The sequence below is a fragment of the Mucilaginibacter boryungensis genome, assembly GCF_015221995.1.
GTDB classification, from domain to species: Bacteria; Bacteroidota; Bacteroidia; order Sphingobacteriales; family Sphingobacteriaceae; genus Mucilaginibacter; species Mucilaginibacter boryungensis.
In genome coordinates this window covers 1763960-1780289 of sequence record NZ_JADFFM010000001.1, presented here as the reverse complement: position 1 = coordinate 1780289, position 16330 = coordinate 1763960, and the positions used below count along the sequence as shown (strand labels likewise).

Here is a 16330-nt window from a genome sequence, read left to right as displayed (position 1 = left end):
TTTATTTTTTATAGCTAAACCTTAATACGTTGCCTGATGCTATTTTATCGCCTTCGTTTGAAATATACAGGGTGTTATTACCGTCAAACGCTATACCTTCGGGTTGCATGAAAACTCCGGGGTTTAGCGGATAAACCGCTTTAACTTTCCAGCTGCTATCAGTAATTACTAATATTTTATTTACCGACGATAGCACATACCATTCGTTTGTTTGTTGATTTTTTGCTAAGGCCGACGGATGAAAGCTTATTTTACCCTGCCCCAGCTTCGCTGCAATATCCTGAACATCAATAGCGGATTTCCCCGTACTTTTAATTGCGCCGTTAGCTGTTAATGTGAAACTGTAAATACTGCATTCCTTGCTTGTTTTTTCATTGCTACAATGTTTGCATAATGCATAAAGCTGGTTTGTTTTCTCGTCGGCATACAAACCTTCGTATTCTCCTTGCGGTAAAATATTATCCCATTTTTGAACACTACCTGTCATACCGGTTTTTAACCGAGCAAGCGGACATACAAAGAGTACTCCGTCACTGCGCAATATAATAACCTGGTTACCCAATACGGCTATATCTTCATAATCGCCCCCCTTGCCAAGCTCCGAATGTGAAACCTCTTTGTCACCCGGTTTAAAATAATAAACGCGGCCCTCTTCATCATCCTCGGCATATAATGTATCGGCATTGCCATTGTGAAATGCAATGCCCGATATTTCGGTCAGCCTCTCGGGCATGTTATATTTCACCGGCTTATTCAAATCATATCCCGGCGGCGAAGCATAATTTTTTTTATCTGTACAGGATATAACCAGCACGCTGAACAAAGCAAAGAAAGTAGTTAAAAACACCCTTATTTTCTTCATACCACTGTTTGCTTTAGCTTTAACAATTTATATATCTGTTCTTGCGAACGGACTGAAGCGGTTTCTGCAGCTATAGGCACATTTTCTATTTTTTCATTCAGCATTACCGCCTGTTGGTTATCTTGTAGCTGCAGGTTTATAATACTGGTTATTTCCGCTTTTACCTGTTCATCATAAACGGGGAAACAAACTTCTATCCTGCGGTGCACATTCCGGTTCATCCAATCGGCCGACCCCATATATACTTCGGGCTGGTTATTGTTATGAAATATAAATACGCGCCCATGCTCTAAATAACGATCAACAATGCGTTTAATAGTAATGTTTTCGCTCATGCCTTTTACACCGGGCACCAAACAGCAAATACTGCGCACGATCATGCTGATCTTAACACCGGCATTTGATGCTTCGTATAGTTTAGCTATTAGTACCTTCTCTTCCAGATTATTCAATTTAACAGTGATGGCGGCCGGCAATCCTTTAGCAGCATTATTTTTCTCTCTGTCAATCATGGCCAGAAACCTGTCCTGCAAATTAAATTGGGCAACCAGCAAATGCCGGAATTTGATCTGGTCGGGCGCTTTAGGCTTTTCGCGTTTAGCCAGGAAAATAAACAACAACTCCACTTCGCGCAATATTGCCCCATTGGCAGTCATCAGGATATGATCGGTATAAAACGCGGCCGTGCTTTCGTTAAAATTCCCTGTGGCCAGCAGTCCGTAATATTTAACCCTATCGTTCACCCTACGTTTTACCAACGCTACTTTGGCGTGTACTTTCAGGGCTGTTACGCTATAAACAATATCCACCCCGGCTGCTTTCATTTTTTTGGCCCATTTCAGGTTGTTAGCTTCATCAAACCGGGCTTTCAGTTCAATAAGTACAGTCACTTTTTTGCCGGTGGCAGCAGCGTTTATTAACGCGTTAACTATCCTTGAATCGCTGGCCACCCGGTATAGCGTTACATATATTTCTTCAACTGATTCATCGAGCGCGGCCTCGTTAAAAAACCGTAATATGGTACCGTAGGATTGATACGGCGTGCTGATCAATTGATCTTTGATGGCTATACGGTCAAAGATGGATTCCCGCTCGTCGGCCGGGTTGTAAATAATAGCAGGCCATTTTTCGTAATACAACGCGGGGATGCTTACCGGGAAGCTGAACAGGTCTTTAAGATTATGGTAATTACCGCCTTGCACGTTGCTTGATGTGGGTATATCCCAGTTCTCGTTCACTAATTGTAATATGCGTAAAGGTATGCCCGGCTGGTGCAAAAACCGTGTGGCGATACCCGAATCCCGCTTCTGTAGCTGTTCTTCTATTTGGTCTGATAGATCGCCAGAATATTCATCTTTTAGGTCGAGCTCAGCATCGCGGGTAATTTTGAAGGAATAGCAGCCGGTAACTTTTTCGTTTTTAAATAGCTGACCCAGGTTATGCCTGATGATATCATCAATAAAAAGGATATATGTTTTGCCTTTAGATGCTACCTTAAAAAAACGCGGTAACTCGCCCGATGGAATGTTAAGTATGATGGTTTTTTCCAGCTTACCACCGTATTCCAACGTAACCAGCAGGTACAATTGGTTATTTTGTGGGAACAGCTTCTTTTTATCTGATAATTCAATTGGCTGCAAAAATGCCATGATCTGGCTAAAAAAGTAGTCCTCTATTGCCGGAACAATTTCCTCAGGTATAACCTCATTAAAAAGTAAATGGATCTTATTTTGCAGCAGCCCGGGGATAATGCCACCCCTCAGTATCTCGCCGTATTTTTCCTGTTGCCTTTGAATAGTCTGTTTTGCAATAAGCAATGGGTTGTTTCCCGCGCTTGTGTCCTTTAGCCTGCCTAAGTTATCCAGGGCCGAAAGCACCGGCATACGCACCCGGTAAAACTCATCCAGGTTTGATGAAAAGATAGCCAGGAAATTCACCCGCTCCATTAAAGGTACGCTATCGTTGGCGGCCTCTAATAAAATGCGCCCGTTAAAGGATAGCCAGCTTAAATCACGGTCGAAATAAGAATATTCAGCCATTGCAGATTTAATGAGCCGGCAATGCCGGTACAGCGCTATTATGAATTATGGAAGAAATAATGAATGCAACAACAGCCACTATTAACCCAAACATAAATATATTATAAGCAGCCCTTAACAGGCGGTATTTACGGCCCAATACCACGCCTTGCGAATAAACATCCTTTATTAGTGTGCCATATAGAAAATCCGAATCGTTCATCACTTTTATCATACCATGGGTATAATCTTCCAGGTTCATTCTGTAAAAGTTGCCGAAGAAAAGCAGGTTTACCGTTTTATTATCCATATCCTGCTGGGTGTAAGTACCATTAGGGATATGGGGGCGTGTTGCCAGGATAGAGAATATCATAGATACCAAACTAATGCTTAATAATATAAAGCTTGGAATAGCCAAAAAAGCATTCTCATCTAGTTTTTTCAAAACCAAACTGATAATAGCCGACAGGATAATGGAGTTTACTGTAATCAATATATGTGCTTTCTGATCGGCCATATCGCTTAAGCGCTGGTTATTACCCGACGTGATCCTGAACATGGTTTCTATCCCTTTTTCAGGCCGTTCGCCTTTTGGCTTTTTCTTAACTTTTTCAAGCTTAGGCCCGTTTTTTTCATCTTCAGGCTTAAACATTGAAACCTCATCTTTTACATCGTCCTTTTTCCCACCTTCCTGCTGCTTATCTTCCAATGTTTCTGCTTGTTTTTCTTTCAGCTTTTGCAGGTTCTTTTCCTGCTGGTCGCTTAGCAATAGCTGGGCGTAATCGGTAAAATAGCGGTGGTTTTCAAGTAGTTCTATATTTTTCTGGCGCCATTGCTGCCTATCAATATCAGCATGCTTAAATTTTTCAAATTCCTTTCGTAATTGCTTGCTGCGCCCAATAAATTTATCAGTACCTAAATGAAAAAGATCGGCATCGCATAAAATTTCCTGCAACAAGCCATTAGGTTTTTGCGGCATGGTTGTGGCAATAATACAGCCGGTAATTTTATCTATTACCTCCTGCCCCGTCTTTTCTTTCAGGAATTCGGCAGCCAGTTCGGCACTGCGCGCTTCGTGATTTGCTTTATCGGTAAAATAACCGGTATCATGAAACCAGGCGGCTGTTATTACAATAAAAAAATCCTCGTCGCTAAGCTGGTAATGGTTGGCAATGCGTGTAGCGGTTGCTACTACATTTTTGGTATGTTTCAGGTCGTGATAAAGCAATTCATCATCGTGGTGAGTATCAAAATACGTCAGCACATATTGCTTAACCTCTTCCAATAATTGTTGAAAGTCCATAAGTTTCGATGTCGGTCATCCAAATTTACCTTAAAAATCCACAATTACTTATTTGGGGATAAAAAAGAGTGCTACTTATGATAACCAGGCATTCAAATGAACGAAATAAAACTACTAATGTTTTTATGGGTTAAACATACTTTTAGCGCGCAAAAAGAGGCTAAGTTATAACGAGCCTCTGCGCAATACCCTAAAAGGCATTTTCACCTTTTGGCATTGGTCTTTAATAAGCAGGTTGCCCACAGTACGCCCCATTTCGGTAAAATCGGTTGTAAACACGGTAATGTCCATCAACTCCTTCAGCACAGTTTCATTAAACGAGATGATGCCGATATCCTGACCCAGTTTAAGGTTGGTTTGACGTATTTTCTTTATTAATTCCGCCAGTTCGGTTTCTTCGATAGCTATGTAAGCCGTACCTGCCTGCAAAGTTTCATCTTCGGCATTTTCGCTGACATCGAACTTTTTATTGATCAGGCCTGCAAACTTTCGCACGCCGTCAATAATTTCAAGCGGATGGTTGCTGTATGCCGGTATTATAATTACCAGCCTGTCATACTTCACAAACATATCTGCTACAGATACAAGGGCGTTGTAAGTATCGTTCTCAAAATCCTGATATACAGCCATGTAACTACCATTCAAACCGTTTACATCTTTATCCAGCATCAGTAACTTTTGCTGTGGGATCTTTTTTAACGCGTTCAGGTAGTTTTTGTCGGGTGTTTCATAAAAAAAATGCGGCATAACCACATAATAATCATACTTACCGGCGCTTTCGGCTATAATATCATTCAATATTTTAACGTCGTAATGGTGTATCTGTAAATCTACACGCGCGTTCTCGGCCAGTATTTCCAGTATACCATAATAGATAAGCTTTTTGTAATAGCTGATCTTATTGAAGATAAGCAATACCTTTAATTTCTGCTTGTCTTTATCAACCACGCAAAAACCTTTACCTGCAACCTTTGTGATATAGCCCTTCTTTTTAAGGTGCATATACGCCCGCTGCACGGTTACCTTAGACAGGCCCTCCTGTTCGCATACCACATTCATGGATGGCAGGCGGTCATTGTTTTTCAGAACGCCGGTTTGGATATCATTAATTACGGAATCAATGATCTGCTGAAATTTAAAACGTGTGTGGTCGGTTGAATACTTGATGTCCATTTGCTGCCTGATAATTTAGATCAGATAAGTTCACTTAGCCTTTATATTCCAGAGATTCAGGCATCTGAAATAAAAAAGAGATAAGTTGAAATTAAATATAGAAATATTAAACTATAAATATCAACAGCTATGAAATTAATTTCAACTTATTTCACTTTCACCTTACTCCAGAATTTCTGTTGATAACCGGTTGATGGCATTATCGGCTTAATGGCTTCAGCTACCTCTATCGGCAGGTCCGATTCCAGTATATCTGCGCCCATCGTAAAGGTTTCGCGATAATGCTCGGCCCGCTCGGCGGGACTTTTTAACTTATCGTAACTTGGCGCTGCCGATATCATACACATTACGCCTTTGGCATGCAGCAGTTCCATTATTTCTTTGTTTTCGGGCTGGTTTTTAGGGCCAATATAGGCTATCATGTTTTTCCATGGCACGCCGGCTTTTTCATATTCGTAAAATGCTTTTTTGGTAAGCACAAAAGCCGATAACATGTGGTTAGGGTTATCGTCCACATAAAATTTGGCTTCACTTGCTTTATGCACGGTAAGCATAATCATATCGTTTTTGCACTCGCGTAATATTTTAGCGGTCATGGCAAGCGGTACGTCTTTATGGTCAAGGTTTAAAATGGTTTTGCCCTTGCTCCACAAAATCATTTCCTTCAGCGTTGGTATTTTATAATTGGTAACATTCCCTTGCGGGTCTTTTAAACGAAACTGCTGCAATTCGGCATAGGTATAGCTATTTAATTTGCCTTTGCCTGTTATAGTGCGGCCAAGTGAATCATCGTGCAATACCACAACTACGCTATCCTTAGTTAACCTCGGGTCCATTTCAAATATAGCCGGAGTATGTTTCAGCGTATTCTCAAAGGTAGCAATACAATTTTCTGGGTAACCCGGTGTAGTGCCGCCACGGTGACCGCTGATTAAGGGCATATCCTTGCCGGTATGCTTAAAATATGACTGAAACTCTGGTATATTATTGAATTTTAAAATATTCATCTCAGTTTGCGCAATGGCCATTTTACCGGCGCCAACTAATAATATGCAGCTAAATAGGGTTGATAGCTTTTTCATGGTATGATGATGTTATGCGTTTAATTTTTTTAATGTGAATTCTCCCTTGTCATCCAGTTCAAAAAAGGTGATGGCTGAGTTTTCCTGGAATATGCGGCGATAGTTTTTTAGCGGCATACCTAATTTATGGGCCATATATAACCTGTTGATGCCATTATGCCCTACCACAACAATGGTTTCGCCAGCGTGCTTTTCCAGCATTTCGGTGAAAAAGGCATCAACACGGTTTACTATTTCATCGCCGGATTCACCTGTTCTGCCAGCTTTTGCAGTACCCGGGTTTACGGCCCAATCATTCCACGATTGCGGGTCTTCCTTGTAAAACTCTTCTTTGGTTTTTCCCTCCCACTGACCAAAATCCACCTCAATAATCCGGTCATCGGTTATAACCTGCTTATCGGTCGCTATTTCTGCAGTGATACGTGCCCTGCTTAACGGCGATGAATATACCGCATCGATATGCTTTCCATTCAGCTGTCCGTTAACGGTTTCGGCCTGTTTAATACCTTTTAGGGTCAGGCCAATATCCGTGCGGCCGCAATAGCGGTTACCATCGGCATTGTAGCTGGTTTCGCCGTGCCTTAGCAAATAAACACTAAGCATCAAAACCTCCTTTTATATATCCTTTGTCCTGCATTACTTTTAAAAATTGTTGATAGTTAGCTTCATAACGTTTTGCAAGCTGTTCTTCCGGGTGAATTTCCTTATCAATCACCACCAATGCCTTTACTGCGTCAATAATCGAGTTATAATACGTTTTTGAGGCTGCTAAAACAGCAGCGCCTACCGCACCCGATACATGCTTCATTTTATAAACCGGCTTGTTCATTACATTGCTGCGAATGGTAAGCCAGGTATCGCTATTACTTGCCCCGCCGGCGGTATAAACCGCACTTACTTTTTCCCCTGATAGATGTTCTATCAATTCATACGAATAACGTTCCATATAGGCCACGCCCTCCATGTTTGCGGTGAAACGCTCGGCTTTGGTTAGTCCTTCCGGCTCGAAACCACGCGCTTGTGAAGCAATGAATGGAAAGCGCTCGCCTTCCTGTCTTAACGGGTAGGCTATATGGTTTGTCGGGATCAGTGTTTCGGCTTGTCCGTTCAAATTTACCAGGTCATCGCCAAATTCATTGGTTACCCAATCGGCGCCGGTATTGCTGGCCCCACCGGGCATCCAATAGCCTGCGGGGTGCCGGTGACTGTATAATCGCCCTAAAGGGTCGAGCACTTCGTTTTTGGTGACACCTTTTATAACCATGGTGGTGCCTATAGTGGTATTCCACTCACCCGGATTAATTGCCCCCGACGCGATCTGCGAAGCGCAACCATCGGTAATACCGGCCGTAACTTTAACAGCTTCAGTTAAACCCAGGTGCCGGGCTATCTCTGCCGAAATAGTCCCTATAACTGTGCCCGAGGGTACAACCATTGGCAGCCACTCTTTTTTCAGTGGCAGGTGTTTATACAAGTATTCCGGCCAGGTGTAATTACTTACGTCGTAACCCGATTTAAAGGCGTTGGTATAATCCGTCACCCCCCAAACATTGCTGAGCATGCCTGTTATATAATCGGCAGCATGTATCCAGCGTGCTATTTGTTTAGTCTTTTCCGGATAGGTTTCTACAAACCAAACCATTTTGGCCAACCCGCTTGAAATACTGAATGCCGTATAACCGCTATTATGATACTTCAATGCCACTTCTGTACATTCAGTTGCTTGCTTGCCCGACCGTTTATCGCTATACATAATGGCATTATGCAGCGGCCTATTATTTTTATCCAGGGGAATTACAGTACCCGACGTGGAAGTTACGGCAATGGCCTTAACATCAATAGCGATACCTTTTACCGCTTTACTTTGCAGCATACGGGTTAACGATTGGTAACAGGCATCCCACCACTCATCAGGCGATTGTTCTTCGCGTGATTGATCGTTCAAGGGGAAAACCTGTTCTTCGGATGCTATGATATTACCTTTGACATCTATCAACACCACACGTGCGCCCTGTGTCCCTATATCTATTCCAATAAAATATGGCGCCATTAGCTCAGCATCTTTTTAAAGTGTGAACGGGTATTTTTCCAATCAGCATATAAGGTTTTGTAATCATCCTGCGGTGCGGGTTCAACGACCTCCAGAGTGACTGGCGGCGGCTGTTGTTTACCCAATGCATTATTGCAAATGAGCACCCCGCCTACTACCGACGACTGACGATAGCTATCGCGGATCATTACTTTTTTGTTTAGTAACGATGCGATCAGCTTTCTTAGCGTATAACTTTGCACACCGCCGCCGCAAGCCCAAACGTAATCCTGTTGATGCGCACTAACCGAGTTTAAAGTATTGTAATTCTCTGCTATACTGCAGGCAATGTCCCAAAGGGTTGCCCAAACAAAATCGGCACGGGTAAGTGTATGCGATACCGGCGCGTCGAAAATAAACCCGCCCAGGGTTAAAGCCGACTTTTCATCGGCCAGCATACTACCCAACGATGCTACACATTGCTGGCTTTTTAGTTCCCCAAGTTCTTTTTCTATTACATCGTACCCCTCATTAGGATAAAAAACCTCTTTCAGTCGCTGGTAGTTTAAGCCGGTCACCCCCGCGTTAGCTTCAAACATAAAGCTGTTTTCGTCGGTATGCCTGCCTGTCCAGGTGCGTTCCTGCACGTCGGTTACATAGGTGCCGGTTAGTTTAATAATTGGTGTAGTAGTACCCGATACGATCACCACATCGTTTGTTTCGGGGCGGGTACTCATAATAGCTAATTGTGTGTCGCCACCACCAACTATCACTTTTGCATCGGTACTAATATCCAGGTTTGCAGCTTGAGATTTTGTTATGGTGCCTAAAATAGTTCCCGAATGTGTCAGCTTTGGTAAAATGGCGGTATCCATATCAAATACAGCGCACAAATCAGCCGACCAATCTTTCTTCGCCACATCATAAAACAAAGTTTCTGAAGCTTGCGAATGTTCGTAATGTACTACGCCGCTCAGCATATATTCTACCCAATCGCTAATACTTAAAAAAGTGGTGAAAGCGGCCCATATTTCCTTACGCTTTTCGCGGATCCCCACCAGTTTCATCGCCGAAAACAGCGATGTTGGATAGCGCCCGGTTAAACCGTACACATAGCTTTTGTCTTTAATAATATGCTCCCATTCGCGCCCGCGATGGTCGATATTTGGCAAACCTATCAGCGAATTACCGTCCTTATCCAACAGCACAATCCCTTCCCGCTGACTGGTAGCGGTTAAAGCCAGCACGATAACGTCACCTGCTTGCTTTAAGGCATTTTTTGTCAGTCCGCTCACTTGTTCCCACAACTGTGCCGGGTCAAAATAAAGGGCTTCGGGGTAATTGGTATCTTTATGATAGATAATATCGCACCTGTCAATTCCTAATATTTTACCATCGGTTGCGGCAACTGCTACGCGCACGTTGCCCGTGCCAATATCAATAACTATATATGCTTCTTTAGCCGCCATCGTTATGCTTTTGCTGTGGTATCAATTTTATTTGCCGCCGCCCATTCAAATATCCTTTTGTTCAGGATGTCTACATGGTGGTCTTCCACTTCGTGCGTGGCACCGGCTGTATGCGGCGTAGCCAATACGCGCGGGTGATTGATCAGTTTATAATCTGTTTCATCAGGTGGTTCAAAATCAAACACATCCAGTATCGCGCCGCCTATCAGGTTGTTTTCCAAAGCATAAAGCAGGTCGTCGCGCTTTACCACACTGGCCCGGGCGGTGTTCACAAATATAGCACCGGGTTTCATTTTAGATATTAAGCTTTTGTTAATCATACCAATGGTCTGTTCGTTTACCGGCAGGTGGATAGATACGATGTCGCTGCTTTCAAAAACATCTTCAAGGGTTGTTTTTTGATAATTAGGATTGGCTGACTCCATATACGGATCGTAGAACTTTATAGGACATGGAAAACACGCCAGCATTTCGGCAATACGCTGCCCAACCGCGCCAAACCCTACCATACCAACGGTTTTACCCGCCAGTTCGTTCCCTTTAAATTGCAGGTATGAGGTATGCGCACCCTCGCCCCAATTTTTGCCGGTAAGCCACTGCCAGCTTGGAATAGTATTGCGCATAAGGTTAATTACGTTGGCTATAAACATTTCGGCTACGGCCTGCGCATTACGTGCCGGTGTATGAAACACGGGAATGCCATTAGCAGCAGCCGCTTTCAGATCCACATTTGATGGTGTGCCACGGCAAACCCCAATAAATTTCAAATCGGGGTGAGCGTTTATTACATTAGCTGTCACCAGGTCGTGTTCGGTAATCAAAGCATCGGCCCCGGTCTCATCCAACAACTGGTTCAGCTCGGCTTCGTTAAAAGCGCGGCCATTCCCTTTCCATTCTTTGTAAATAACTTCTCCAAACTTAGCGGAGAGCGCGTCCTGCCCTTTTTGATTATACGGGGCGGTTATCAGTATTCTCATATATATGTATACCCCCTAACCCCCTAAAGGGGGAATTTATCCCGGGGTGGGTTTTATTTAGTTATTCTATATCATTATCAAAGTACCATTCCCCCTTCAGGGGGTTAGGGGGCTTACACCGCCACCGCCGCTATTGGCGCTTCGGAATTTGCGGTTTTTGCATTATTTGGTAAGGCTATAAATTTGGTTAGTATAGCACTTACTAAATATAAACCAGCCAGTATCCACACTACGCCGGTGTTACCCACGCTGCCAATAAAAATGCCTACTATAGCCGGCCCAACAAACACGGCTAAGCCGGCGCCCAAGTTTAGCACGGCCATAGCGGCACCTTTATCTTTTTTAACCAACGATGGTACAAGTGCTGAAAGCGGCACATAGCCTGCCAGCAGCGCGCCCCATAAAATGCCGCAAAGCATTACCATCCAAAAACTACCATGGAATAATACCGGGGAATAAAAAAACAGCAGCGTAGTTAACGCACAGCCCACTCCGCCAAACCACATTACTGTATTCTTCCAACCAAAACCATCGCCAACAAAGCCGAAGATTAGGTTGAAGGCTATATTAGCTGTAAATATGGTGCCCCAAATTTGCAACCACTCGGTAGTGGAAAAACCGTGCGATGCCATATAAGTTGGAATAAATACCGGGAATGCAAACTGAGCCGTGGTGTTGATAATGCGGATAATGCCCCCTATCAAAACCTTGGGTTCTTCTTTCATAATAGTAAGCCCTTTCATCAATTCCTGCGATTTGCTTACATGATTGGCAATAGCGCTGGTTTTAAACTTATCACGGTTAAGTACCAGTGCAAAAAACGCACCTATGGTTACCCATAATATCGAGCTCCAGAGTGTATTGATATATCTTTCATTTGCGCTGTTACCCAAATGCACAATAGCCCAGCTTGAATAGTAAGCGCCAAACACGTTCAGTCCGCCCGTAAACACAAACCAGAACCAACCAACTGCCGTACCCAGCTTTTGCTGCGGACTGCGATAGGTAATCCAAACCAGGAATGAGTAAGCGAATAATGGATACCCGAAACCACGCAAGGCATAGGTAAGCAACATCACCGGGTAATTTAAATTAGGGATGCCATAACCCACAAAGCCAAGCGTACCTAAAATATACAGCAATACCCCCATCAGCATTACTTTTTTAGGGCCAAAACCCTCGGCCAGGACGCCCGAGAACCATGACGAGATAGCAATAGTAACCCCATAAACAGTAAACAGCGATGCTGATTCCTGCATGGTTAACCCACGCCCTATTAAATACGGACTTAACCATGCGCCTTCCAGGCCGTCGCCCATCATAAATATCATAATACCTAAATAGCCCCATGCCAGGTGCCTGGGGATACCTGCTTTATCCAGCAAAGAATTTTCTGAATTGGTCATTTCTCTCGTTTTAATTTGTTTACAATTTGGTTTAAGATTTTTTGCAGCTGAATGGTTATATACTGCTAAGTTTAATTGGTTTCACTTACGGTTTGTTACACAACAAATCATTTAAACAAATAAACTATATAAAACGTAATAAAACAAAATTTAATTAAAATAAATGTTATGAAATTATCCACACTATATTTATTGAAAATTTTGTATTCACAATATTTTTATATTTTTATCCAATAATCCTAAATAAATGAAGAATATCACCGACAGACACCGCTATATCCTTGAAAAACTAAAAAACGAGGGTAAGGTGAATATTATTGACCTGGTAGAAGAAATGTCAGTTTCTGGCGTAACAATCCGAAAGGATCTGAAACTACTGGAGGACAAAAGTTTACTTTTCCGCACGCGTGGCGGGGGATCAATTAATAACCCCTACGCTGTAGACAGGCCGATATACGAAAAAGAGTTTATCAATTCGGATGAAAAGAAAAGGATAGCCAAAGCGGCGGTTGAGTTAATAGGACAAACAGATTCTATTATGATAGGTTCGGGCACGACGGCTTTTGAAGTAGCACGCGCTTTAAACCCATCGCATAACCTTACGGTGATTACCCCGGCTTTAAAAGTTGGTTTAGAATTAAGCAGCAGAAATAATATAGAGGTATTACAGCTTGGCGGTATTATAAGGCCTAAATCGTCATCCGTTGCCGGCGCGCATGCTTTACAGGTTTTGAAAGATATTTCATGCAGTGTGCTATTTATTGGGGTGGATGGTATCGACCTGGATTTTGGTGTAACCATATCTAACCTGGCCGAGGCCACTGTAAATCAAAAAATGATTGAAACCGCTCAGACTGTTGTAGTTGTGGCCGATAGTACCAAGTTTGACCGCCGTGGCTTGGGCCGTATTTGCAGCCTTGAGCAGATACAATATATTATTACCGACGACAAAGTATCTAAAAGCACTATAAAATCAATTGAAGAACGGGGCATAAAGGTAATTGTTACTTAAAACAACAAAACTTCAAATTGGGTAGTGAAATTGCTTAACCTTCAACCCTATTTCTTAGGCTAAAGCCTCTTTTACTTTGCCTTAACCGTCCCATAAATGGGACGGCAATGAAACTTTTACCTATTTTTCATTACCGTTGGCTTCAGTCAACGCCTTAACCGTCCCATAAATGGACGGCAATGAAGTTTTTACCTGTTTTTTATTACCGTTGGCTTCAGCCAACGGATAAGCCTACTTTCAAGATGGCTTTAGCCTCAAATTTATACGCTGCTGTTTTTATCCAGGCTCATAATTAAGTTGTTTGATATCGGTTTTTTAGTAAGTCTTTCATATAACAGTTAATGGCCCATTGGTCGGCCACCGGGTTATTGGTATTACATTGGTAACTCATGTAAGGGTATGGCCCAAATTCAGGTGTGATGGTGCAAACATCTCTCCCCTTTTCCTTTTGCAATGCTATCCACCTATCCCACCATTGCAGATGATGCTGCAAAGCTTCTGCATTTTCGGGCGAACGCGGGTCTGTTACTTGCGGGCCTTCTATATGGCCAACCCTTGCATGGATATGGTCGGCATGCTGCAAAGCCAGTTCGACAGCTTCATCCTGATCCTGCAGATAGGTTTCCGCCACGCATACCCAATGCGAAAGGTCTAACGCCAGGCGCACATCCGGGAACTGTTGCAGGTAAGCCTTAGTAACATGCGCAGCGAACGACCATTTATTACGGTGTGTTTCATGGATAATTGGTATATCTATCTCTTTGCTTATATCGCAAATGGCAAAGCATTCGGCCATTTGTTCTTGCGTATAATAATCCTTACCGGTATGTGAATTTATAAATTTGGGCTTAATTTGATTGGTTTGATAACCCGCTAAGATGTACAAATTTTTGATCAGTGCATTCTTATAATTCCCGAAATTCCGACCTTCTATCACTTCGGAATGGATCAAAGCTAAATCAAGCCCGTTATCGGTAATGGCCTGTAGCATCACGTCTTTTTCGTGTAACGATTCCAATGGGTAAACCTCTACCCCATCAAAACCCGCGACCTTTACTTTTTCGGCAAAATCCGGCCAACTGATAGCTTCCGATCCCCAACGGGGTGCATAGAATTTGATATCCACAGCTGTTAGCGTTTATATATTAGCGGGTTTTGCTCATCATCATTTAACAGATCGCCCACTTTAATTTTTGCCAGGTAGTCATCGGGCAATATGTTCGGTTCGCCATTAAAGGTATTACCATCCGGCATATAAGCGCAGGTCATAGCCCGGCGGAAACCCGGTGTCATGTTGGCGTGCGCGCCGTGAATAGTCAGCCCGCAATGGAACGAGCAGCTACCGGCCTTCATAGGGGCCGCTGCTGATTTTGCACCTTTAAACTGCGGATAAAAATTAAATACCGCTCCCATGTTTTTACCGATACCGGGGTTTTCAAACGTGGTTTGCTTGTGCGAACCTGGAATAAAGAACAGGCAACCGTTCTCTAAAGTAGCATCGTCCAAGGCCACCCAAATGGATAAGGCACGCCTGTCAGAAAACGACCAGAACGGCGTATCTAAATGCCACGATGTGGGATTGGCCCATGGTTTCTTGATCAGCGCCTGATCGTGCCAGATACGGATACCGTCCGCTCCAGATAAATCAGCAGCCATTTTGCCGATGCGCTCGTCCAGCATTAGTTCCCGCACCTTATCGTTGGTTTGCCATAGGTTCAGCAGCTGATCGAACACATTATTATAGTAGTCAGCATCTTTATTTATACCGTCATCTTCGCCTATCTTGATATCCTTGCCCGGCATTTTCTGCCCGTTACGCTGTGCTATAGCCTCAGTGACGGCCGAGCGCCAAACCTCTAACTCTTCGGCGTTCAAAAAATATTCAATAACTACATAACCATTTTCCTTGTAGAAGTCTATCTGACTTCCCAAAAGTTGTGAATTCATACTAATTAGATTTTAATAATTGATAGACTAAAATTAGTTAGGCCGTTTGTTGATGATGTAGCTTTATTGATTTAAAATTTGTACTTTTTGACATATTAGTCTTAATTTACAAACAGGGATTTATATTTATATCGATGAAAAACTATAGTAAATATTTAATATCAAGTGCATTAGAGGAACAATGGGGTTTATATATCACAACTGCCGGTTATACCAAAATTGATATTAACCAAAACTATCCGCCAAACAACCATCACCCCGAAAGCCACGCCTTTAACTGGGATTCGGGCAGGATACTTGACGGTTATTACATTGTATTCATCTCCAGCGGTTCAGGACTGTTTGAATCGGCCAATACCAGCATCAAGCATATTAAAGAAGGCTGTTGCTTTCTGCTTTTCCCGGGTGTTTGGCACCGTTACAAGCCCGATACCAATAGCGGCTGGGAAGAATATTGGGTTGGCTTTAAAGGCACCTACGCCAATGACTTGATGCAAAAGGCATTTAACCCCGACGATCCTTTCATTAACACAGGGCTTAACAACAACCTGTCCAGACTATTCCACGAATTATTGGACTTGATACAACAAGCCCCCGTCGGTTATCACCAGGTTATTGCCGGTATTACATTGCAAATGCTTGGGCTGATGCATGCGATGGCCATGAATAAAGCCGTCAATACATCAAATACTGACCGCCTGGTTGAGGAAGCTAAATTCCTTTTCAGGGAAAGTATACAGGAGCCTGATAAAATTGAGCATATCCTAAAAAGGCTCCCTGTTAGCTATTCCAAGTTGCGTAAGGATTTTAAAGCTACCACAGGCTTATCGCCCAACCAATACCAGTTAAACCTGCGCCTTGATAAGGTAAAGGAGCTATTGGCTAATACCAGCCTTAGCATCAGCGAGATCGCTTATCAAACCGGGTTCGAATCGGCATCTTACCTATCAAAAATATTTAAGATAAAAACCGGCGCATCCCCAAAAACTTACCGGCAGCAATTTATGTCATCATACAAATAACAACCACTATTTCGCTGAATTTATGGTTTA

At 43.0% G+C, this 16330-nt stretch carries 14 protein-coding genes; 2 read left to right on the top strand and 12 right to left on the bottom strand.

Going from position 1 to position 16330, the window contains the following annotated elements:
- Position 1 precedes the first annotated feature (1 nt).
- The 10 genes from IRJ18_RS07440 to IRJ18_RS07395 all read right to left on the bottom strand — a co-directional run bounded on the left by IRJ18_RS07440 (position 2) and on the right by IRJ18_RS07395 (position 12319).
- Positions 2-862 (bottom strand): SdiA-regulated domain-containing protein, encoded by an 861-nt coding sequence (locus IRJ18_RS07440; protein WP_194105562.1) that lies wholly within the window; start codon positions 860-862, stop codon positions 2-4.
- Complete coding sequence (ppk1, locus tag IRJ18_RS07435) at positions 859-2901, bottom strand: polyphosphate kinase 1 (protein ID WP_194105561.1); 2043 nt, start codon at positions 2899-2901, stop codon at positions 859-861. The genes IRJ18_RS07440 and ppk1 overlap by 4 nt, the downstream gene beginning before the upstream one ends.
- Before the next feature lie 7 nt (positions 2902-2908).
- Positions 2909-4183 (bottom strand): Pycsar system effector family protein, encoded by a 1275-nt coding sequence (locus IRJ18_RS07430; RefSeq protein WP_194105560.1) that lies wholly within the window; start codon positions 4181-4183, stop codon positions 2909-2911.
- A 165-nt stretch (positions 4184-4348) separates the two neighbouring features.
- Positions 4349-5356 carry a GntR family transcriptional regulator gene (locus IRJ18_RS07425; RefSeq protein ID WP_194105559.1) on the bottom strand — a complete coding sequence of 336 codons (1008 nt, stop codon included), beginning with the start codon at positions 5354-5356 and terminating at the stop codon, positions 4349-4351.
- Between the two features lie 146 nt (positions 5357-5502).
- Entirely contained in the window at positions 5503-6438 is a 936-nt protein-coding gene (locus tag IRJ18_RS07420) for a glycerophosphodiester phosphodiesterase family protein (protein ID WP_194105558.1), read from the bottom strand.
- 12 nt (positions 6439-6450) lie between these two features.
- A complete protein-coding gene (locus tag IRJ18_RS07415; RefSeq protein ID WP_194105557.1) occupies positions 6451-7041 on the bottom strand; it encodes a histidine phosphatase family protein in 591 nt (196 codons plus the stop codon).
- Complete coding sequence (locus IRJ18_RS07410) at positions 7034-8488, bottom strand: FGGY-family carbohydrate kinase (protein ID WP_194105556.1); 1455 nt, start codon at positions 8486-8488, stop codon at positions 7034-7036. Before IRJ18_RS07410 ends, IRJ18_RS07415 begins: the two co-directional genes overlap by 8 nt.
- Positions 8488-9936, bottom strand: a complete 1449-nt coding sequence (locus tag IRJ18_RS07405; RefSeq protein WP_194105555.1) for an FGGY-family carbohydrate kinase — start codon at positions 9934-9936, stop codon at positions 8488-8490. The genes IRJ18_RS07410 and IRJ18_RS07405 overlap by 1 nt, the downstream gene beginning before the upstream one ends.
- Positions 9937-9938: 2 nt before the next feature.
- Positions 9939-10913: a 2-hydroxyacid dehydrogenase gene (locus IRJ18_RS07400; RefSeq protein ID WP_194105554.1), complete on the bottom strand. Its 975-nt coding sequence runs from the start codon at positions 10911-10913 to the stop codon at positions 9939-9941.
- Between the two features lie 113 nt (positions 10914-11026).
- On the bottom strand, positions 11027-12319 hold the full coding sequence (locus IRJ18_RS07395; RefSeq protein ID WP_194105553.1) for an MFS transporter: 1293 nt from the start codon (positions 12317-12319) through the stop codon (positions 11027-11029).
- A 247-nt stretch (positions 12320-12566) separates the two neighbouring features.
- On the opposite strand from IRJ18_RS07395, the gene IRJ18_RS07390 reads away from it, so the two are divergent.
- Positions 12567-13331 (top strand): DeoR/GlpR family DNA-binding transcription regulator, encoded by a 765-nt coding sequence (locus tag IRJ18_RS07390; RefSeq protein WP_194105552.1) that lies wholly within the window; start codon positions 12567-12569, stop codon positions 13329-13331.
- 292 nt (positions 13332-13623) lie between these two features.
- Here IRJ18_RS07390 and IRJ18_RS07385 read toward each other — a convergent pair whose 3' ends face one another.
- Both IRJ18_RS07385 and IRJ18_RS07380 read right to left on the bottom strand, forming a co-directional pair.
- A complete protein-coding gene (locus tag IRJ18_RS07385) occupies positions 13624-14457 on the bottom strand; it encodes a sugar phosphate isomerase/epimerase family protein (RefSeq protein ID WP_194105551.1) in 834 nt (277 codons plus the stop codon).
- A 5-nt stretch (positions 14458-14462) separates the two neighbouring features.
- Complete coding sequence (locus IRJ18_RS07380; RefSeq protein ID WP_194105550.1) at positions 14463-15278, bottom strand: phytanoyl-CoA dioxygenase family protein; 816 nt, start codon at positions 15276-15278, stop codon at positions 14463-14465.
- A 134-nt stretch (positions 15279-15412) separates the two neighbouring features.
- Between IRJ18_RS07380 and IRJ18_RS07375 the strand changes: the two genes are divergently transcribed.
- Complete coding sequence (locus tag IRJ18_RS07375) at positions 15413-16300, top strand: helix-turn-helix domain-containing protein (protein WP_194105549.1); 888 nt, start codon at positions 15413-15415, stop codon at positions 16298-16300.
- Positions 16301-16330: the final 30 nt, after the last annotated feature.

Excerpts from the sequence above, each read along its gene's own strand:
- IRJ18_RS07440 (WP_194105562.1), bottom strand. The coding sequence starts at position 862 with ATGAAGAAAATAAGGGTGTTTTTAACTACTTTCTTTGCTTTGTTCAGC.
- ppk1 (WP_194105561.1), bottom strand. The coding sequence starts at position 2,901 with ATGGCTGAATATTCTTATTTCGACCGTGATTTAAGCTGGCTATCCTTT.
- IRJ18_RS07430 (WP_194105560.1), bottom strand. The coding sequence starts at position 4,183 with ATGGACTTTCAACAATTATTGGAAGAGGTTAAGCAATATGTGCTGACG.
- IRJ18_RS07425 (WP_194105559.1), bottom strand. The coding sequence starts at position 5,356 with ATGGACATCAAGTATTCAACCGACCACACACGTTTTAAATTTCAGCAG.
- IRJ18_RS07420 (WP_194105558.1), bottom strand. The coding sequence starts at position 6,438 with ATGAAAAAGCTATCAACCCTATTTAGCTGCATATTATTAGTTGGCGCC.
- IRJ18_RS07415 (WP_194105557.1), bottom strand. The coding sequence starts at position 7,041 with ATGCTTAGTGTTTATTTGCTAAGGCACGGCGAAACCAGCTACAATGCC.
- IRJ18_RS07410 (WP_194105556.1), bottom strand. The coding sequence starts at position 8,488 with ATGGCGCCATATTTTATTGGAATAGATATAGGGACACAGGGCGCACGT.
- IRJ18_RS07405 (WP_194105555.1), bottom strand. The coding sequence starts at position 9,936 with ATGGCGGCTAAAGAAGCATATATAGTTATTGATATTGGCACGGGCAAC.
- IRJ18_RS07400 (WP_194105554.1), bottom strand. The coding sequence starts at position 10,913 with ATGAGAATACTGATAACCGCCCCGTATAATCAAAAAGGGCAGGACGCG.
- IRJ18_RS07395 (WP_194105553.1), bottom strand. The coding sequence starts at position 12,319 with ATGACCAATTCAGAAAATTCTTTGCTGGATAAAGCAGGTATCCCCAGG.
- IRJ18_RS07390 (WP_194105552.1), top strand. The coding sequence starts at position 12,567 with ATGAAGAATATCACCGACAGACACCGCTATATCCTTGAAAAACTAAAA.
- IRJ18_RS07380 (WP_194105550.1), bottom strand. The coding sequence starts at position 15,278 with ATGAATTCACAACTTTTGGGAAGTCAGATAGACTTCTACAAGGAAAAT.
- IRJ18_RS07375 (WP_194105549.1), top strand. The coding sequence starts at position 15,413 with ATGAAAAACTATAGTAAATATTTAATATCAAGTGCATTAGAGGAACAA.